22 protein-coding genes and 1 tRNA gene are annotated in these 19,176 nt (G+C 57.0%); 6 read left to right on the forward strand and 17 right to left on the reverse strand.

What is annotated here, in order from left to right; all coding sequences use genetic code 11:
• From VMJ32_01545 to VMJ32_01590, 10 genes are all read right to left on the reverse strand, one after another.
• Nucleotides 1-531: hypothetical protein (locus VMJ32_01545; protein ID HTQ37678.1), on the reverse strand; the 531-nt coding region annotated here is incomplete at its 3' end.
• 201 nt (nt 532-732) lie between these two features.
• On the reverse strand, nt 733-948 hold the full coding sequence (locus VMJ32_01550; GenBank protein ID HTQ37679.1) for a hypothetical protein: 216 nt from the start codon (nt 946-948) through the stop codon (nt 733-735).
• A gap of 3 nt (nt 949-951) precedes the next feature.
• Nucleotides 952-1,497: a toprim domain-containing protein gene (locus VMJ32_01555; protein HTQ37680.1), complete on the reverse strand. Its 546-nt coding sequence runs from the start codon at nt 1,495-1,497 to the stop codon at nt 952-954.
• A gap of 473 nt (nt 1,498-1,970) precedes the next feature.
• The gene (locus VMJ32_01560; protein ID HTQ37681.1) at nt 1,971-3,290 is read right to left on the reverse strand and encodes an AAA family ATPase; all 1,320 of its coding nucleotides are present in this window, start codon (nt 3,288-3,290) and stop codon (nt 1,971-1,973) included.
• A gap of 62 nt (nt 3,291-3,352) precedes the next feature.
• Complete coding sequence (locus VMJ32_01565; protein HTQ37682.1) at nt 3,353-3,646, reverse strand: DUF1580 domain-containing protein; 294 nt, start codon at nt 3,644-3,646, stop codon at nt 3,353-3,355.
• A 116-nt stretch (nt 3,647-3,762) separates the two neighbouring features.
• Nucleotides 3,763-4,278, reverse strand: a complete 516-nt coding sequence (locus VMJ32_01570) for a hypothetical protein (protein ID HTQ37683.1) — start codon at nt 4,276-4,278, stop codon at nt 3,763-3,765.
• A 53-nt stretch (nt 4,279-4,331) separates the two neighbouring features.
• On the reverse strand, nt 4,332-5,558 hold the full coding sequence (locus VMJ32_01575; GenBank protein HTQ37684.1) for a site-specific integrase: 1,227 nt from the start codon (nt 5,556-5,558) through the stop codon (nt 4,332-4,334).
• Between the two features lie 121 nt (nt 5,559-5,679).
• Nucleotides 5,680-5,752: transfer RNA gene (locus VMJ32_01580), tRNA-Asn, on the reverse strand.
• A gap of 140 nt (nt 5,753-5,892) precedes the next feature.
• Complete coding sequence (locus VMJ32_01585; GenBank protein ID HTQ37685.1) at nt 5,893-6,102, reverse strand: hypothetical protein; 210 nt, start codon at nt 6,100-6,102, stop codon at nt 5,893-5,895.
• 165 nt (nt 6,103-6,267) lie between these two features.
• Nucleotides 6,268-6,510: a hypothetical protein gene (locus VMJ32_01590; protein HTQ37686.1), complete on the reverse strand. Its 243-nt coding sequence runs from the start codon at nt 6,508-6,510 to the stop codon at nt 6,268-6,270.
• Nucleotides 6,511-6,700: 190 nt separating this feature from the next.
• On the opposite strand from VMJ32_01590, the gene bshB1 reads away from it, so the two are divergent.
• Entirely contained in the window at nt 6,701-7,390 is a 690-nt protein-coding gene (gene bshB1, locus VMJ32_01595) for a bacillithiol biosynthesis deacetylase BshB1 (protein ID HTQ37687.1), read from the forward strand.
• On the opposite strand, the gene VMJ32_01600 is transcribed toward bshB1, so the two are convergent.
• Nucleotides 7,327-8,607, reverse strand: coding sequence for an aminotransferase class V-fold PLP-dependent enzyme (locus tag VMJ32_01600; protein HTQ37688.1), 1,281 nt, complete (start codon nt 8,605-8,607; stop codon nt 7,327-7,329). The genes bshB1 and VMJ32_01600 overlap by 64 nt on opposite strands.
• A gap of 950 nt (nt 8,608-9,557) precedes the next feature.
• Here VMJ32_01600 and VMJ32_01605 point away from each other — a divergent pair.
• Both VMJ32_01605 and xerC read left to right on the forward strand, forming a co-directional pair.
• On the forward strand, nt 9,558-9,809 hold the full coding sequence (locus tag VMJ32_01605; GenBank protein ID HTQ37689.1) for a hypothetical protein: 252 nt from the start codon (nt 9,558-9,560) through the stop codon (nt 9,807-9,809).
• Between the two features lie 63 nt (nt 9,810-9,872).
• Nucleotides 9,873-10,772 carry a tyrosine recombinase XerC gene (xerC, locus tag VMJ32_01610; GenBank protein ID HTQ37690.1) on the forward strand — a complete coding sequence of 300 codons (900 nt, stop codon included), beginning with the start codon at nt 9,873-9,875 and terminating at the stop codon, nt 10,770-10,772.
• A gap of 65 nt (nt 10,773-10,837) precedes the next feature.
• On the opposite strand, the gene VMJ32_01615 is transcribed toward xerC, so the two are convergent.
• The 4 genes from VMJ32_01615 to VMJ32_01630 form a co-directional block, all read right to left on the reverse strand.
• Nucleotides 10,838-11,470: a response regulator transcription factor gene (locus VMJ32_01615; protein HTQ37691.1), complete on the reverse strand. Its 633-nt coding sequence runs from the start codon at nt 11,468-11,470 to the stop codon at nt 10,838-10,840.
• 379 nt (nt 11,471-11,849) lie between these two features.
• Nucleotides 11,850-12,914, reverse strand: a complete 1,065-nt coding sequence (gene pheS / locus VMJ32_01620; protein HTQ37692.1) for a phenylalanine--tRNA ligase subunit alpha — start codon at nt 12,912-12,914, stop codon at nt 11,850-11,852.
• An 85-nt stretch (nt 12,915-12,999) separates the two neighbouring features.
• On the reverse strand, nt 13,000-13,485 hold the full coding sequence (locus VMJ32_01625; protein ID HTQ37693.1) for a hypothetical protein: 486 nt from the start codon (nt 13,483-13,485) through the stop codon (nt 13,000-13,002).
• 83 nt (nt 13,486-13,568) lie between these two features.
• Nucleotides 13,569-15,272 (reverse strand): HD domain-containing phosphohydrolase, encoded by a 1,704-nt coding sequence (locus tag VMJ32_01630; GenBank protein ID HTQ37694.1) that lies wholly within the window; start codon nt 15,270-15,272, stop codon nt 13,569-13,571.
• Between the two features lie 86 nt (nt 15,273-15,358).
• On the opposite strand from VMJ32_01630, the gene VMJ32_01635 reads away from it, so the two are divergent.
• Nucleotides 15,359-15,583, forward strand: coding sequence for a hypothetical protein (locus VMJ32_01635; GenBank protein HTQ37695.1), 225 nt, complete (start codon nt 15,359-15,361; stop codon nt 15,581-15,583).
• A 163-nt stretch (nt 15,584-15,746) separates the two neighbouring features.
• Here the strand turns inward: VMJ32_01635 and VMJ32_01640 are convergent, their stop codons facing one another.
• A complete protein-coding gene (locus VMJ32_01640) occupies nt 15,747-16,829 on the reverse strand; it encodes a site-2 protease family protein (protein HTQ37696.1) in 1,083 nt (360 codons plus the stop codon).
• A gap of 149 nt (nt 16,830-16,978) precedes the next feature.
• On the opposite strand from VMJ32_01640, the gene VMJ32_01645 reads away from it, so the two are divergent.
• Nucleotides 16,979-17,500 carry an NUDIX hydrolase gene (locus VMJ32_01645; GenBank protein ID HTQ37697.1) on the forward strand — a complete coding sequence of 174 codons (522 nt, stop codon included), beginning with the start codon at nt 16,979-16,981 and terminating at the stop codon, nt 17,498-17,500.
• Nucleotides 17,501-17,617: 117 nt separating this feature from the next.
• Here VMJ32_01645 and smpB read toward each other — a convergent pair whose 3' ends face one another.
• On the reverse strand, nt 17,618-18,148 hold the full coding sequence (smpB, locus tag VMJ32_01650) for an SsrA-binding protein SmpB (GenBank protein HTQ37698.1): 531 nt from the start codon (nt 18,146-18,148) through the stop codon (nt 17,618-17,620).
• Between the two features lie 80 nt (nt 18,149-18,228).
• On the opposite strand from smpB, the gene lipA reads away from it, so the two are divergent.
• A complete protein-coding gene (lipA, locus tag VMJ32_01655; protein HTQ37699.1) occupies nt 18,229-19,167 on the forward strand; it encodes a lipoyl synthase in 939 nt (312 codons plus the stop codon).
• The last annotated feature ends 9 nt before the right edge of the window (nt 19,168-19,176 follow it).

Here is a 19,176-nt window from a genome sequence, read left to right on the forward strand (position 1 = left end):
GTGGTAGGCGATGGCGGATCGTTCCCGCTCAAAATCTGCCGGGTACATCGACGGCCGCTCGGCTTCCAGGGAAGTGAGTTGCTTTTCCAGCTTGTCGATTTTGGTTTCGTGCTGCTGTAGATCATCGCTGAAATGTTGGAAGGCACGTCGGGCTGTGGCAACGGCTGAGGCTTTGCGCTCGATGTCGTCTGTCACCGCGACAAGTTCGGCCGCAATGCGGTTGCCGGCTTCCGTGAGCTTGACCCAAGTAGTACGGCCCTCGTTCTCCATTGCACGTTCGCGGATCAGCAGGCCACGGTGTTCCATGCGGTCCAGGGTGGTTGTGAATTCTGCCCGCTCATCTTGGGTCAGGGGCCGGCCCAGCCAGTTCGTTCCGATCCGGCTCCAAGAGACCCAACCATCTTTGGCCCGTTCATGCCGATCATTGAGCTTTGACCCGCCACTATCCCGGCGGTGCGAACCTTCCCCGCTGACCGCCAGACTGCGGGCGGTGCGGTAGACGTTGCAGAGGATGAATTCGCGGGTGTTCATGGGGCGTTAGTTCACAGCCGGGCGGGTTGGTTTTGAAAATTTTCAAGCAAAAGGAATCGTTTTACAAAATTTGATTGTTCCCGTGGACACAGCCGGCCGGGCCGGCGGCCGGGAGGACCCGCGAAGCGGTAGCCAGTTCTCCCGCCGGACTGCCAGCGGGCTTATGGGTGGACAGGCATCGTGTCCATTTCGTGAAATTTATTAGGATTGAAAATCTTCACTTTCGATGGCTTGCTCTATCGCAGCCGCGAATTGTTCCGCTGCTTGCTTTGCTTCGTCGATGTCTTCGTAGGGAGTTCGGAGTTTGAGAGTGACGGAGTAGCAACCGTCGTGCTGACGGTCTTCGTTGACAAACGCAGTCACGTCGGATGTAGTCGCCACGTAGCCATCGCCTTTTCGCAATCGTCTCCAGTTCATAGGTCACCTCGTTACACGTTTGAGAAACTTTGGGAATGCCCTGCGGAGATAACATTGCTCCAGGTGAACATCGGTTAGGTCTTTGCCGGTGGGGAGCGGCAAGCGAATTCCGTGAGGCAGAAAAGACAACAGCCGGGCCGTGGCTTTGTTGCCGGCGGTGTCACTATCGAAAGCAAAGATGAGCAATGGACAGAGCGATAATGCGGCAACCGTGTCCAGCGAAGCATCGGATGCACTGCCACACGTTACGGCTTGCACAAGCTGGCCGGCTTCCTGATTGGCCAGCAGCGTGTCGAACTCCCCTTCACACAACAGCACGGGCCGGGCAGGATCGAGAGAGACATCGGGGTAGAGTGTTCCCTTGCGGCTGCCACGTTCACACTTGTATTTCGGCGGCCAATCGAAACGACGACAGTTGACGGCCCGCAGTTTGCCATGATGAAACCACGGAATGGTGATTTGGAAGATGCCGGGAGGATCGACACCTAAGCCCAGCCGTGCGGCTTTGATCGTGGCGTTGCTCAATCCACGGCTACGGAGATAGTTCAAGTGGTCAGGATCATTCCACAGCGAACGCTCACAGCGGCGGACCATCCGTAGGTGTTGCCGTCGCCAAGCATCGTCGGGAGGTGACTGGCAAGCGGCCAAGCCGTGGGGTGGTGAAAAACATGGCGTCTTGTCATCTTGGCATCTTGAAATATGACTGTTTTCATTCCCTAAGAGAGAAGAGATATATTCTCTGGCTGTGTGGTAGGAAAAATCAGGATGTAGTTTTCTGATGAAGTCGATTGCGTCTCCCCACTCACCACAACCAAAACACTTCCACCGTTCCCGGTCTCCGAAAGGAGGAAGGATACAAAGGGAAGGATTACTGTCCGTGTGGAAGGGACACGTCCACCACGGCCGGGCATCGTGATTGCTTTCCGGTGGGCCAAGTTCAGATTGAATGATGGGAAGTAAGCTCATTTTTATCTCATGGGAAGACGACAAGACGACAAGGCGCCTTGATTTACCCCACCCTGTCATTTGTCGCCTTGGTTCCGTTTCAATTGCCAAAACCACTTGCTACCCTGTTTGTCAGGTCTCACTCCCAATCTCCCAGTGACTACCCGCTGCAGCGTTCGCCCTGAGAATCCATGTTGCTCGCCTTCGTCGATAATCGGCTTGGAATGATGCGGCTTGCCATCGCTTAACTTGTCACGCAGGAAGGCAGCGGCTTTGTCCTGCTGTGTTTCCCGGTGGGGACGTTGTGGGGCTTCACCGAATTGCAAGCCGGTATCCGTGATACAAAAGCCCATCGGCTTCGGCTTACTCCCCAAGTTTTCTTTCACCACGGAGACACGGCGAAACGGGCTGTCCGGGTCCGGCTTGTCGATGCCAATGGCCGAACGCATCATGGCGTGGATAGCATTGCTACCGCGTGAAGCGTTGGCGGTGATGTCTTCCCCGATTTGCAGTTTGCGGCTGTGGTGAACGACGGTAATGGCCGTATTAGTCCGCTCGGCAATCTGTGCTAACGGTTGCAAGGCTTGAGCCACACGGCTGCAATTCTCATCGTGTCCGTGAGCAGTTCGCAGAGCGTCAATCACAACCAAGTGAATGCTTTTGGAACCGATGAGCAATTCGATACGGCGGAGGTGGTCAGGGTTTGTAATGCAAATTGGTTGGAAGATGTCGGGGAAGGGAAGCAAGATTCGCTTGGGTGGCAGGCCCCAGCGTTTGATCCGCTCCACTGTTTCACCTGTCTTCCCTTCCGTGTCGCACCACAGAACGTTGTGGGGCTTGCGGGGGCCTAGCTGCCCATCCGGCCATTTGCAGCCCGTGGTGACGGCGTTGATGATGCCACCCAACACGAAAGCACTTTTACCGTCTCCCGGCTCTCCGAAAACTTCGCAGCACATACTGTAGGGAATCCAACCCCGCCACAGCCAGCGGACACCCTGTACACTTTTCATCGCTTCCGACATATCGACGGTCTCCGTGGGACACGGGGAATTTGGTTGGCAATTGGTTAGGTGAAGGTTGAACGTCTTCCGCTGAATTTCCGTGAGGGATTCTGTGAAGCGGTCGATACGTTGTTGCCGCTTCTTAGGAATCACACGCTCCAGGGCATCCAAAAACTTTCGCTGTTCGGGCGGCAGAGTTTCCACAACACCGTTGACGGAATCCCCATGAGATAACTGCTTGATGAACCAAGCGAATTGCGGATCGTCGTACATTGGCAACTGCGTGCAACGGATCGGAACAATGTCCGTGCCTTGCTTTTGCTTCCGCATGGCAGCAACGAATTGCTGCGTGCTGGGTGGTTGCCGCGTTGATTTGTGCTTTGTAGAATTGGGCATGTTGATTTATCACCGTGAGCCGCTTTCCTTTGCCGGGGGCGGCTTGCGGTGTTTAACGGGGCTTACCAGCCGGCCTTCTCCAATTCAAAGTTGGCAGTATCGGTTGCCCGTTGCCGCTGCTTAGACGTGCGGCTGGTTGGCTGCTCACCATTGCGAGCTGCGGTTGTAGCGGCTGCGAACCGCTCCAGGGCTTCTTTTGACGTGTAGCGGCGGCCGCCGATTACGACGGTCTCCAATCGAACGCCGCGACATCCACGTTGATACCAACGCCAGAGCGTGCTGACGTTAACCTTGCCCGGCAAAGAGCGGGCGGCTTGGGATGGTGTGAGCAATTGCTCGGCAGAAATGTCGATCATGGTAGTGCCTTGCAGAGTGTGTTAAACATCTACAAAGCACTCTAATTACTTGAGCAGGGAAGAAAATTGCACACGAGTGAACAGGCAGTGTGCAGTTTTTCTGAGCGAAGATTTGCCTAGTTTGGCTTAATGGCCCGTGGTCGTCCGTGTTGCCGTTTGGGAATCTTTGGCAACTTGTTGCGGTTAGCGTATCGAATAGCCGCCTGCTTCGCGGCATTGGATGACCCGAGCGGTTCCCAGTTTTGGTGTTCGTTCACAATCCTGCGAATTTCTTTATAGGTAGTTCCATCACAGCACTTTTCATAGCAGAACTTATCGCGGGCATCGTTAAGGTTCACTGGCGCCTGTCGGGCGTTGCGGCGAAGATATCCTTGGATGAGTGCCAGTGCGTCGTCAGGTGTAATATCTTGCTCCAAAGCAAGGTGGTGGTCTGCCGTGGCTTCGTGAATTAATTCGATCCATTCCCGCCGGGTGGTCGGATACATTCTTCCCCATTTTTGTTCCCAGTCGGCACGATCAGACTTAATGCCCTCGCAGATTTCAGCGAGCCACCGTTCCAATTCAGGGGAAAGCGGTGTCTGCTCGGGCAAATGCTTGAACTTCTTGCTGGCAATGATGCTAGAGGCAGTCATAGTACACCTACTTGTTATGTGAAATTTATTAGCTTTTGAAAAACAATCAAGTGTCAACCTACCCTGCCGATAACCTCTAAAGCTTTGCCGTGGTCAAGTTCCGCATAAACTTCAGTGATTGCCGCCGAACGATGGCCCAGCACGATACGGGCCACGTCCAGACCAAATTCTTTGCGGAGATTCGTGGCTGCATTGTGCCTGAGCCGATGGGGACTCCAGCGGTGGGCTTTTCGCCATTGGCGGGTTTCATCTTCGGTTGCATCTTTGGGTGCCGGGAAAGCCTTATCGCAGCCACGGGCAATTGCTCTAGCGTAGGAGTGGACGGAATACTTATTGCCTGGTGTCCACCTTGGTTTGCGTTGTCGATTCGTCCCCGGACGGTTGCCACACGATAGAGCCGTTATTCGTTGGGTATGCCGGATGGCTCGAAACTGCTGCACGGCTTCGGCTGGCGAAAACAGGAACGCCGTCAGGTCTGTTTTCAGAAACGGACGCAGTATCGCTTGGGCACGGGGGCCAATGTAGATCGTGCGACGATGGCCCCGGTGGGCAGTTTTGTGCCTTTCGGGAGTATAGGTCCAAATCCGGCCGCTCGTATCCAAGTCGCCCGTCCGCATGATGAGCAATTCACCTGGACGGGCAGCAGTCAGCAATTGCAAGTTGATGAGTGCGGCGACGGTGGGCGGAACATGATCTAACACGCCATCGACAAATGCTTGTGGCACGGGTTTCACTGGGTCCGATTCTTTTGCACCGCTCCGGCCGATCCGCAATCCAGCGACGGTTTGCAATCCGTGATACACGCTGGCTGGGATTAGCTCTTGTGACCCTGACCATTTGAACATGAGCTTGATTCGCCCGATGTCACGGTTGATGCTTGTGCGGCAGTAGCCTTTGTCGATGAGAGACCCACGCACGGCTTGCAGAGCCAGAGGGCCAAAGTCTTTGGCTGCAGTATCGCCATAAAGCAATCGCAGCAGACGGCACGCCTTGCGGATGTTATCGACTTCGCAGGTCTGCTGACCGTCCGGGCCACGATAGTACGATTCAGCGTAACGCCTGAACCGCTGGATAACCTCAGCCACAGTCAATTCGGCGTTGTCCGCCGGACTGCCGCCGGTTGCCGCCCACTCGGCGATAAGCCGTTTGTACTCCTGCCGGCTGGCTGCTGAATTGTGCCGGCCAAGATAGCGGTCTCGGCCATTGATTGTGGCAACGGCCTGCCCGGTGGGCTTGTGAAGGCGATACGACGGAACGCGGGGAAAAGTAACGGTGGACATCGTGCGGACCTCCTATGTGGGCCGATTCCGGTAGACTACCGGATTGTTCGGAACCAACAGGCCGCACTAACGAACGCCGTTAGGTATCCTAATTCCAGGATTCAGCACAACTTACAACTAGCTCCCCGAGTAGGACTTGAACCTACGACCCAGCGGTTAACAGCCGCTTGCTCTACCAACTGAGCTATCGGGGAAAAACTGACGCTATCTACTAATCCGCTCCCCCGTCCCAGCGGTTAATCCCGGCGCGCCGGGACTTGCTCTACCACCTGAGCTATCGGGGAATGATTTTTTAATGTAATCAAAGACCCGCGAACCGACAAGCAGTCCACCCCTATGCTACAATGCGGGAATGAAAGCCTTGGGCGGCATTCTGTTTATCGCAGGATTGATCGGGCTGCTGGCAAGCATTGCGCCCAGTCTCCATGCTTTTGGAGTAGAGAAAATCAACCACGTTGCCGTAATGCTTATTTCTTTCCTGGCGATGGTGATTAGCTTGGGCCTGCTTTTCCCTGGGAGAGGAGACAAGTGAATCGAACAGCACGGCGTCATTTTCCTGCGTTGTAGCCCAGCTACGCACTCTTAGGACACTATCGCCCCATACGTTAGAATGCGAGAATGAGTACGATTTTGGCTCCTCTCCGTCGTCTGCCCATTTGGTTCTGGTTACTTGCTTTTGTAGCGACGTTCGTAGCGCTGTTAATATGATCTAGCGCACGCCTAAATCTCGCTCCACTTCCTGCGATTGCTCGCTCACGCCGGCTAAATTGCCCGGCTGGCCCGCCGGACGCAGGTTTTCGCCCCAGTGGGCAAACTCATCGTGAAAGCCATCTCCCATCCAATTGACGCTGCCGCAGCCCGAGTTGAACACGACGGCAATCCCCAAGGCCGCGCTTAGCCACGCAAGCCATAACCCATCGGCGATGAACCGTCGAGCAGCGCCTATGAACATGGACTGTTCCCACGAATTTTGACAGCGAAAAGAAGTGAAGAAAGGGACAAAACTCTCTCAAAATCCTATAATTGCGTCCAGATCATTTACGACCTTTGAAATTGCCGCAAATTGACGCTGGCTGAGCGAAATTTGCGTGGCCGCGAGACATAATTCAAGTGAACACCGACCACAGACCACTCTATCCGCCATGCTTGATCTGCTTGTTATCGCCCCGCACCCTGACGACGCCGAACTGGGCATGGGTGGCTCCCTGCTGCGTTTCAAGGATCAGGGTTTGCGCGTGGGCGTGCTCGATTTAACCGATGGGGAGCCGACGCCATACGGCACGCCGGAACTGCGCGCGCGCGAAACCGCCGCCGCCACGGCCATTTTGCAGCTCGATTGGCGTGAAAATTTGGGGCTGCCCAACCGCAGTTTGGAAGCCACGCTGGAGGCCCGGCGAAAATTGGCCGAAGTGTTTCGCCGCACCAAACCGAAATGGCTGTTTGCGCCGTATTGGGTCGACGCCCATCCCGACCACGTAGCGGCCACGCAATTGGTGGAGGCGGCGCGGTTCTGGTCGAAGCTCACCAAAACCGACATATCGGGCGAGCCGTTTCATCCGGCTCGCATTTTTTATTACTGGTGCGTGCATTTGCGCATGATCGAGCCGCCCACGTTTGTGGTCGACATCAGCCCATACTGGGAGCGGAAGCGTGCCGCCCTGGAATGCTACGCCAGTCAGTTCATCACGGGGCGTCCACAGGAATCACCCACGTTTATCGATCGGGTGCGCGATCAAGCGGCTTACTGGGGCTGGTCGATCGGTACAAACTACGGCGAGCCTTTCTGGAGCCGCGAGCCGATTGGCGTGACATCGCTGCGCGATTTTGTGTGAACCCGCGGCCCAGGCCACGTTTTCGGCCAAACGGAAGCAGACACTTCGTCGGCTAAATGACGCAGCTCGAAATCCGGCATTTCGCCGTAACAGGGCAAGTTCACAATCAGGGGCAACATGGCCTCGGCCATGGTCGCGCGCAATTCGGGGCGATCAGCCGGCGGCGGAACCACGTACAAGCTGTGGGCCCGCGAAGCGTCAAAACCAGCGTTGAAGAGCCGCAGAATCAATCGATCCGGCTCGTCATGCAGCACCGGAAAGACCCAAAAACTGTGCTCTTTCGATCGCGAGCCGGTGCTGGGCACGGTGGGGGGCAAGAGCGACAACAATCGCTCGCCGCGCTGTGTGCGGCGCGCCAACGTGCGGCGGTTGAAAAAAGCGATGCGGCGATGCATGAGCGCCAACAGCGGCGCCGAAGGTTGCCGGCGGATGAGGGGCAGCAATTCCGGACCAGGAAAACCGCGCGTCAAACCGGTGACAAACCGTTCCGGGTCCTGACCTAGCAATCGCATGGTCCACACCAAAGCGGCGAACGGCAATCCGTACGACATCAATTTCATCAGGCCGTATTTGAAAACACGCTTGGCAAACGCTTCGCGCAATTGCAGGGGATATTCCGCTTCCAATTGCCGCATGCGCGACAGCACCTCCGCATCGCGCACGCACAGCAGTGCGCCCCCCAAGGCCGTGGCCGTTTTAATCGTTCCGAAGCTGAACATCGTGACATCGGCCTGCGGGTGCCCCGTATAATGCCGACCGGCAAACGCTTGGGCACAATCTTCAGCAACGAACAAACCATGTTGCCGGGCAACTTCCAAAATGGGTTCCAGCGGTTGCCGTGTGCCGAATAAGTGGGCGACCAAAATTGCCCTGGTACGGGGAGAAACGGCGCGCTCCAAACTTTCCCGATCGACCGATAAATCGTCCGGATCCACGTCGACGGGCACCGGTACGAGGCCGTGCGCTTCGATAATCCGGACCATGTCGGGAATGGTAATGGCCGATACCAGCACCTCGCTCCCCGGCGGCAGTGCCAGGGCTTTCAACCACAGATCGAAGCCGGTGCGCACCGAGAGGCAAGCGAAAGCATCACAGGCGGCGGACCACAGGTCTTCCAGATCGTCGGCCAATGCGGCCCGATTCCACTGCGTGAGGCAATCGCGCAGTGCGCTGCCCAAATCGGACCAACGAATATCTAACCGCTTACGAACCCACATTTTATTTCCTTACGGGTTCATGAATTGGGCGGGCGGCGGAATATATCTTTCGAATCGTCGCGGAAAGCAGTTTTCAAATCCTCCGCGAAAGCAACTTTCGTAACCGTCATTGTGTGCTAGCATTCCAAAACTTGCAACGGGAGGGGGCGAACGTTCGAAAGCCAAACCGCGACAGCCGCAAGAACTGTCGCTGACCTACCTCTGCGTGTTGACCTGTGACTTCGATACGGGCAACCCGGCCGCTGCCGCGGCAGTTACTTTGCCTAATTATTTTTCGGACTCGGCAGCCCCGCGTTGATAGCAAGGCTGCAGAGAAACCGTGCAGGATAAGAAAATTAGTTAGAGAAGACAAACCGATTTTGCCGATAACGCGGACGCACCCCGATGGCCGGTTTACAGCCGGGTTTCGGGACGGCGGGGGCAACCTCTTTCAGCCTGCGGTTATCTCATGATGCGTTTGGCGATAGCCATCGGCGTACTCATCTTAATTTGCGGTTGAGGCATTTTGCCGCAAAACGGTTAAGGAATTGTCAGACCGCGCTCCGTGTCCGCAGCTGACTAAGATGGCGGCGCTATCGCTCTTGGAACGTAGCGACGAGGCGGCGGGCGAAGTCCGGTCACTGGCATGTCCTTCTTCAGGGCCCATCATATCGGCCCCGATACCGGCTTGAACAGCACTTTGGAAAAATGATCCTATTCTCGCGATGATGCCCGAAAAGACGGCTGGCCGGGCAGCATGCAATGCAGCACCGGATTGATTCGCTTCCATTGCTACAACAGCATCGGCGGAATTCGGATGGCCGTTGTCCGCGCCGGCGAAAGCGGAGTGGTGTCTGGGTGGGCAACAAACCGATAAGAAGCAGTGGCGGCGGTGTCTCGATAGCAGCGGCCGACGGATCGACCGCACTGAGAGCAAGCACGCCGGGAAGCCAAATCGGGAGCCACGAACTGTGTCGCACGACATCAACGTACTGGCGCTGGTCAAGGGAAACGAACGGTACATTTTTCTGTACGACGACGCCAGTCGAGCTGAAGCGCTCCGCACGTTGGGACGCTATGCTTCGAACCCGGAATTGAGCTTCTCCTGGTACGATGCCGCGGTGCTGAGCCAGAAAATTCGTCAAAGCACCGCCGCAGCGCCCCACAAACCCGTGCGCCGCTTCGAACTGCCGCTGCCTACCGACGTCGACCGTGAAGAGTAAGCTGGGGGTAAGGCCTCTGCGCTTTGACCTGCCGCTGCTTGCCGCCAACAGCCTGCTGCGTCCATGCAAAACGCCATCGAACGCTTTTTGCAGTATCTGCGCGTCGAGCGAAACGCCTCCGAACTAACGATCAAAAGCTACCGCGAAGATTTGCAGTGCCTGGTGGCGTACCTCACTGAAACCGGGGGCCCCTGCCCAGCGCCCACGGCCATTAGCACGCTCGACCTGCGTGGTTACGTGGCCAGCCTGCACGAGGCGAATTTCGCCAAGACCACGATCGCGCGCCGATTGGCTTCGACACGGAGCTTTTTTCGGTTTGGGCAGCGCGAAGGCTGGTCGACGTCAAATCCCGCCAAGCCGCTGCGAAATCCGCGCAAGCCGCGCGACCTGCCGCACTTTTTGTCCAGCGACGAATTGAACCGACTGCTGGAAACGCCGCCCGCGAATCAACCATTTGGATTGCGCGATCGGGCGCTGCTGGAAACACTGTATTCCGCCGGGCTGCGCGTGAGCGAACTCGTGGGCCTGAACGACGACGATCTGGACGCAGCGGCCGGCGTGATTCGGGTTCGGGGCAAAGGGCGCAAAGAGCGGTTATCACCACTGGGATCATTCGCCGAAAAAGCGATTAGCCGTTGGATGAAGGTGCGGAAGCTGGAAGGGGCATTGGCTCGCCAGCCGCGGCGGCCCGTATTCACCAATAAATTCGGCCGCCGCTTGACGACACGGAGCGTAGGGCGGCTGTTGGAGAAGTATCTGAAAATGGCGGGGCTCGATCGCCGCACCACCCCGCACACTTTGCGGCACAGCTTCGCCACGCATTTGCTTGATCGGGGGGCCGATATCCGCAGCGTGCAGGAACTGCTGGGCCACAAAAGCCTGGCGACGACGCAAATTTACACGCACCTGAGCACCGCCGGCATCCGCAAGGCGTATGAAAAAGCGCATCCGCGGGCAAAATAGCGATTAGCAACTAACCCGGCGCAGAATGGTTGTCCGAGCTAGCCGCTAATCGCTAATTGCTTCTATTACACCAAGCTTTTGCGCACGGCCCACACCGCGGCCTGGGTGCGATCGGTCACGGCGATTTTACGTAGGATGTTTTGCACGTGTTCCTTGACGGTTTCCACGCTGATGCCCAACGAACGGCCGATTTCCTTATTGCTTAGCCCGAGTGCAATGTGCCGCAGCACTTGCAATTCGCGCTGGGTCAAAGGAATATCTTCGTCGTTACTGCTCTCGCGGGTGGCCATGGTGGCTTGCACGCGTCGCAACTCGCCGGTGCGTGTGGCGGGTTGGCCGGCGGCGGCCGAGTTAATGGCCGAAACCAACTCGCTCTTCGTGGAGCCCTTGAGAACATAATCGCAGGCGCCTTGGGCGACGGCTCGGGCCACGTACGTGGGGTTATCGTAAGTCGAAAGCATGACGACTCGTTGATCCGGACGGTCGCGCCGAATTCGCTCCAGGGCTTCCAATCCGTCGGAATCGGGCATGCGAATGTCCAACAAAACCACGTCAGGCTTGTGCTTTTTGGTCAGCTTGACCGCTTCATCGCCGCTTTTGGCTTCGGCGACGATTTTAATATCGGTGCCGCTCAACAAACTGGCCAAACCGCGCCGCACGACTTCGTGATCGTCTGCCACCAACACTTTAACACTCATGAAATCCTCCCGTGTGAAACCGAGCCAAACGCAACTCGCCACAAGCTGCATTCAACCGGCAAAAAAACCGCAGGCATCCGCCGCTTTTCGCGGGCTGTTCAATCATGAAACGGGACGCCTGATGCCCCTTTCAATACTTTTGGCCTCTGAAAGAATCTGCGTTGATAGTTCCTGTATTAACCGTTTTGGAAAGGGGTAGGCCCAACCCCTCTTCCTCCATCATAAGCAGGTAAAGGCATATTGAACAGCCTCTGGAGTGCATTTTGTAAGGATGCGGGAAACCGAAGTTCGCGAATACAACATTGCATATCACGGCATCAAACGCCAACTTTTTTGTTTGACAACGGATGCGGCTCGCAAGAACAAACAGCGCTTGCGTTTAGAATTGGCGCAAAAAGCGGACGTCGTTGCGATAGAATTCGCGAATATCGGCGACGCCGTGTCGACGAGCGCAGACGCGCTCCACGCCCAGGCCGAATGCAAAGCCGGTGACTTCTTCCGGATTGTATCCGACGGCCCGCAGCACGTGCGGATCGACCATGCCGGCCCCGCCCATTTCGACATAGCGCGTTTTGCCGCCGACGGTTTCCCAGGCCATGTCGACTTCTACGCTGGGCTCGGTGAACGGAAAAAAAGAGGGGCGAAAGCGAATGTGCACGTCGTGCCCCAAAAAACTGGCCGCGAACAGCCGGAGGACGCTTTTCAAATCGGCCATCGTGACATGCTTGTCGATCAGCAAGCCTTCGATTTGATGAAACATGGGGTAATGGGTGGCGTCGGCATCGTCGGGGCGGTACACCCGCCCCAGGGAAATGATTCGCACCGGCGGCGGTTGCTTTTCCATCACCCGAATTTGCACCGTGCTCGTTTGACTGCGCAGCAGCATTGGCCCCGTATTCCCGACATTGGCCGCCGCCAAATAAAAATTCTCGAGCGGATCGCGAGCCGGATGCGAAGCGGGAATGTTCAGGGCCTCGAAGTTGTGCCATTCGTCCTCGACTTCCGGGCCATCGGCCACGGTGAAGCCCAGCCGGCCCATGATGTCTTTCAGCTCTTCAATGGTCTGGGTCAGCGGATGCAAGTGCCCCATGAGGAGTGGATAGCGGCCTTTTTCCAATTCCCGTCCGCCAGGCAGCGTGGGATCGAATAGGGGCGCGCCGGGACTGCTATGCGTCGCCGCCCCGCCGGCTGCCAACCGCTCCTGTGCCGCCGCCAGCGCCGCTTCCAATTGAGTTTTGACTTCGTTGAAGCGCTTGCCCGCCGCCGGCTTGTCAGACCGTTCGACTTCGGCGAGACGCTGCTGAACAGATTTAAGCAATCCGTTTTTTGCGCCTAAGAATTCGATTCGCTGGTCTTCGAGTGTGGCAGCATCTTGCGCATCTCGAAAGGCGGCTATGCCTGCTGCAACTCCATTTAATTCACTCAAGAATTCATTTAACGTCATGTGAGGCCTCGCGCTGCCGATGAGCAGATTTCGAGCCTACCACAACCTGTGGATTTGCCGCCAGAGGGCGTTGAGATTAGCGACTTCAGCCCACCCGCGGAGAACTGGCCACAGGAATCATGTCAGGCAGCATTGCCAGCCAAGCGCGAACACGGCCGGGCACATCAACCTCGGTCGGCACTTGGCCGACGATGCGCAATTGCAGAGTCGAAAGCATGCGGTGCAGCGATTGCAAGCGGCTGAGCGCGTCGGCAAGAAATTGTGCGGTTTCGGCATCGTTCAAATTGTGGTGCAACAAATCAACGGATTCGGCCGTGCGATGTCGGGTTAATTGCACGAGCCGGCCGCAATGGGCCTTGTAGAGGCGGCCGTTCAGAAAGGCGCGGCGCAGTTGATTGGCCGCGTTGAACTGATACACGACTTGCTGGCCGAAGAAGAAGCTGGCGGCCCCATCGCGGCGAAAGCCGGCCACAATCGGCTCCTCGCAGCCCGCGGCCGCCAATTCGACGCGTGCCGCCAAAGCGGTGGCCTGGCGGAGCAAATCTTCGCGGTTTACTTCTTCGCGCGCCATCGGCGGAGCTCGGCAAGGTAAAGCATGGCACATTTCGCAATGCTGCCATTATCACGCGCAGAAAAAGAGGCGCGAAGCAGAATTTACGTGATCAGGGCCAGCTCGGAATCTTCCAATTCAGATTCCTCAGTTTTTTCGGTATGCTCAACCCGTGCAACTTTGTCGCGAATCGCGAAGAACGCTTGGATTACCTGCGGATCCCATTGGCAGGCCGCACCGTTTTGCAAAATGGCTTCCAATTTTTCGTCCGACATGCCTTTGCGGTACGGCCTGTCACGGGTCATGGCGTCAAATGCATCGGCCACCGCCACGATGCGGGCGTACAGCGGAATTTCCTGGCCGGCCAATCCCATGGGGTAACCCGACCCGTCCCACGACTCGTGATGATGGCGGACGACGGGCAAGACCTGATCGAGCTGCTTCAGGTCTTTGAGAATTCGGTATCCAATTTCCGCGTGCAGCTTGATGTGCTCGTATTCGGCGATGGTAAGCTTGCCGGGTTTGCGGAGCACTTGGTCGTCGATGCCGATCTTGCCGATGTCGTGCAAAAGTCCGCCCAGATACACGGTTTCCATTTCGTGTCGTTTGCAACCGAGTTGGTCGGCGAGCTGGACGGCGATTTGAGCCACCCGGGTACTGTGCCCACAGGTGTAGGGATCTTTGGCATCGATGGCGGAAGTCAAAGCTTGGACAACCCCGGCGAGAAAATCCGCCTGTTTTCGGTACAGATCCAAGTTGCCGGCATGAATTCCCAAAATGGTGGCAACGGAGGAAAGCAAGCTAATCTCGGACGATCCAAATTCGCTTTTTTGAACTTCGTTGAAGGCGGCCAGCCATCCGAATAGATTTTCGCCTTCCGTAAGCGGCACAATGACCGCTTGCTGGATCGCTGTCAGCGGCCAATTCGCGCCGCGCGAATCGGCATTAATCACCTGCGGACATTTTTGATCGACCAAATCCAAATGCTCGATCATGCGGCAAAACTGGTACCGGTCGATCGCACTGTGCCCGAATTGCAAATACGTAGATTGCCGAGAATTGTTTGCCGCGGCTTCGCCCTCTCCTTCCGTGCACGGCAAGAGCTCCAACACAAACCCGTCGGCGGCAATGGCCTCGGCCAGCCACGAAAGCGCTTTCTGGCCAAGATCTTCGATCGAATCCGATATTTTTAATTTTTGGGTCAGTCCATAGAGCAGGTTGAGCTCTTCGTAGGAGGCGGACAGGCGGGACGAAAGATCGTGAATTTCGCGCTGCATTTGAGAAGCGCGAAATTCCGAGGCGAAACGCGTAGCCGCCAGTTCCGCCAAGTGCAGCAGTCGATTGGAATCCCTAGCGCTTTGCCCAGCGGCCCAGAGGCGTGCCTCCTGGGCATCGCCCCCCAGCGAAGTGATCGCGCGCATGATGGTGGCTTCATCGGCGGAATGAATCAGAAATGTGGCCAGCGCCACATAGCGCGGCGGCTCGTCTTCCACCAAGGGAATGGCGAGCACCACGACGGGGTCTGACTCGGCAATATATTCCGCTCGGCCGTTTCGCAATACGGCGCGGCATAGTTCCAGTTGGTTTTGTAGATTACTGCCGGGCAAGAAATCTCCCCGGCATAAACAATCGCCGGTAACAACATCGAGGACAGAAAACTTGGCGTCGAAACACAACTCCAGCGATTGACACAAGTCCTGCAAGAGGCGGAGCCGATCTCCGGACTTAGTTGGTCCGGCACCGCGCTCCGCAGGCCCATCGCTATTGTGCGTGGATATTGATTGTATTTTCGATCCGATTTTGCTCATCACCGTTCCCTGTGCAATCCCATGAGAATGTGGGAGTTGCCACGTCGAGACGTAACATCACCCCAAGTTAGACCCGCCTTAGGTTTTTGGAACCCGAACGTCCTTCGGACCTTAAATGGCTGTCCATCTATGGTGGCGAAAGCATTGGGGATGACCCTTCAACACTCTACGTCAAAGGGGGAAACTGGCAAAAGCGATGGGTCAATTCGGAGCATTCTGAGCAATTTGCTTCTGAAATCAGCGAAATTCCAGCCGCCGAACCGTTTGAGCCAAACGCATTGGAACAACAAGAGGAACCGTTCCAAATGTAACAGTCGTGCGGACGGTTTCGGGTCGATTCTCCAACCCATCCGCTAGGGGAGACCGCAGGTCTGGCGACTCCAGGCACCCCTGGCGAGAACACTGGGCGCAAAAAAGAAGAATTCCAACGATGAATGGATGGCGAAAAAACACCTGAGAAGCCAGAGAAAACAGCTACGATTGCAACCGATTGCGGTAGCGTGCGCTGACCCGCTGCAGCAAAGAACGATCTTCGGGCGAGAGGCCGTGGATCCCCACTTCCTTGACGCGAATTAACACCTCGTCGACGCGTCGTTCTTCATCGGCTTCAATTTCGCGCATCCGCCGCTCCTTCATTTCTTGTCGCTGTTGCAGCCAACGGCGCATGGGCCCGGGACCGTGCTGGCGGCGCCGCGTTCCAGACGGCTGCTCCAAACTGGTGAAGCCTTGCGAAAAATCGTAGCCGAACAGATCATCGTCGGCGTCCTCATCGTCGACCCGCTGCACTTCCTGCTGCGAACTGAAGAACAAAAACAGGGCCATCAGCACCAGGGGCAACCACATGGGAATGGCGCGAAACTCGTTCGGCGGGTCGCGTAAAATCAAAGCCAGCAAACACAAGACCAGCGCGGTTAACATGCCACTGCGGCTTACCGTGCGGATAGCGCCCCGATAACCCATCACGGGCCAGAGCAAACTGCGTAGCGCACGGCCGCCATCCAGCATGGGGGCGGGAATTAAATTCACCAACAACAATAGCCAGTTGAACCAAAACGCCATTTTGAGGGCGACGATGCCCAGGGGACCGTTAAGCATTTCATCCGGATAGAGCGGATGCAGCAATATCTCTCCCAGATTGACCTCCTGAAGCATCAGTGCGGGGCCCAAGGCCAATAGCGCCAAAAAATGGACTAAGGGGCCCGCCGCCGCCACGGCGATTTCGCGGTTCGGCTCACGCGGCATGTTGGGTAAATGCAGTCCACCCAGTGGGCCAAGCACTACCAAGTCGACACTCCCCCCCAACTGCCGAGCCACCAAGGCATGCGCCAGTTCGTGTAATACCAGCGAAAACAGAAGCACGGCCGAAGCCAGCAATCCATACACCGAGCCGTCTTCCAACGTGCCCGAGTGCAGCACGTGTTCCACCTCACGCAGATGAATCAGCTGCGTGGCGAAGTACATCATTCCGACGAACACCAGCAGCAGCGAAGCGTGTACGTAAACCCGCACGCCTCCCCACAGGCCGCAGTTCAAACTCCATTGGGAATTGTCGCGCATCGTAGCAGTTCCGGCCGCAACCCTTGGTGCTCAACCGCCCGAATCGTTATCTTAACATCCGCCACCGCTACTGGCAATAAATTCGCTATTGCTAGCGGTCGATAAAGCAACGCAAACCACCATCCCGGGCGATCTAAGGAGTTCAAATTGTGAACGAACCGCGAGAATTATTGTTGCAAGCCCGACGATTTCAGGTCGTGCGGATCGCCCATCAAGTGCCGGACGGCACGCTCCACAATCACGAGGTGGTGTTACACCCCGGCGCCGTGGTAATTCTGCCCTTGGTCGGCCCGGATCGGGTTTGCCTGATAGAAAATTACCGGGTAGCGGTGGGACAAACGTTGTGGGAGTTGCCGGCCGGAACGTTGGAACCCGACGAAGACCCTGCCGAAACCGCAGCACGCGAACTCATCGAAGAAACCGGTTACCGGGCTGGTAAAATAGAAAAGCTGACTGAGTTCTTCATGTCGCCGGGCATTTTGTGTGAGCGGATGCACTTGTTTCTGGCGACCGATTTGCGGCCCGGCTCGGCCGCGCCGGAAGCGGGCGAGGAGATCCAAACCCACGTCATGGGCTTGGACCAAGCATTGGCCAAGTGTGACAGCGGCCAAGTGCAAGACGCCAAAACCCTGGCCGGCCTGCTTTGGTACGACCGCCTAAGGCGGAAATGACCAATGACCAAGCACCAATGACCAATGAGGGAATGACCAAAGCGGACAAATTCTGCTTGCCTGCTTTCATTGGTCATTGGTCCCGGCGCGCCGGGATGGACATTGGTCATTCTCGCTTCATCCGCGCCGCATGGCCCGTTGAATATCGCGCTGGGCCGATTTGTTTTTCAGCACTTCGCGTTTGTCATGCAGCTTGCGTCCCTTGCAGAGCCCCAGCAGCACTTTTGCCCGGCCTTCGGTGAAATACATTTTGAGGGGAATCAGGGTCAGGCCTTTTTGGGTTGCCCGGGCGGCAAAGTTTTTGATTTCGCGGCGGTGGAGCAGCAACTTTCGCGGGCGTTTTGGGAGGTGATTTTGCCGATTGGCTTGCACGTACTCGGGAATATCGCAGCCCATGAGCCAGAGCTCGTTTTTTTGCAGCCGGGCATAGGCTTCTTCCAGCGACATCCGGCCGGCGCGCAGACTTTTCACCTCGCTGCCGACGAGCATGATGCCGCACTCCAGCGTTTCCAGCACGTCGTACTCGTGCCGTGCTTTGCGATTTTGCGCGATGAGCCGCTCGTTGTCGTGCTCTTTATCGGCGGCGGGTTTTTTGCCGCCTTTTTTGGAAGGTTTTTTTGCCGTGACCGTGCTCCTATGCTTCGCGATGAACTGTGTGCGGCGGCCGAATCCGCTTTCCCTGCCGCCGGACGACTGCTACAGTTAACTGTCCCCACCCGATTCTTACCATGCAACTGGTCATACTCAATCCCTCAGCCAGTCCAGCCGCTGCCGATTCCGGCGCTGTCCATTCGACCACGGGCCCGCGACTGCCGCCGTGGCTGAAAAGAAATTTGCCCACGGGGGGCGGATTGCAGTTTACCTCACGGCTGATCGACGATCTGCGCCTGGAAACGGTTTGCGAAAGCGCCAAGTGTCCCAACCGCCTGGAATGCTGGTCGCAAAAGACAGCCACGTTCATGATTTTGGGGAATGTCTGCACACGCCCCTGCGGGTTTTGCTCCGTGCCCAAGGGCAAGACGGAAGCCTTGGAACTAGACGAACCCGAGCGCGTGGCCGAAGCCGCGGCTCGGTTGGGTTTGAAGCATGTGGTCATCACCTCGGTGACCCGCGACGATTTGCCCGACGGCGGCGCCGACCATTTTTACCATTGCGTGTTGGCGGTCCGGGAGCGAACGGGCGCGGCGGTGGAAGTTCTGACCCCCGATTTTCTGGGCAAGCCTGGCGCTTTGCAGCGCGTGATGCAAGCGCGGCCCGAAGTGTTCAATCACAACACAGAAACCGTGCCCCGGCTGTACCGCACGGTGCGCGGCCGTAAAAGCGAATACCGCTGGACGCTGCAACTTTTGCGCGATGCCAAGCGAATCGATTCGCAGGTCAAAACGAAAAGCGGCCTGATGCTGGGTTTGGGCGAAACCCAGGAAGAGTTGCACGACGTGCTGGCCGATTTGCTGGACGCCGGCTGCGACATGCTCACGCTGGGCCAATATCTGCAGCCCACGCCGCTGCACTTGCCCGTGGTGCGTTATGTGCCGCCTGCGGAGTTCGACGAACTGGGCCGCGCCGCCAAAGCCATGGGATTCCGCCGCGTGGCCAGCGGACCGTTTGTCCGCTCCAGCTACCACGCCGGAGAAATGAATGTCGAATGTCTAAAGAATGACCAATGACCATCCCGG

It is taken from the genome of Pirellulales bacterium, assembly GCA_035499655.1.
Classification (GTDB): Bacteria; Planctomycetota; Planctomycetia; order Pirellulales; family JADZDJ01; genus DATJYL01.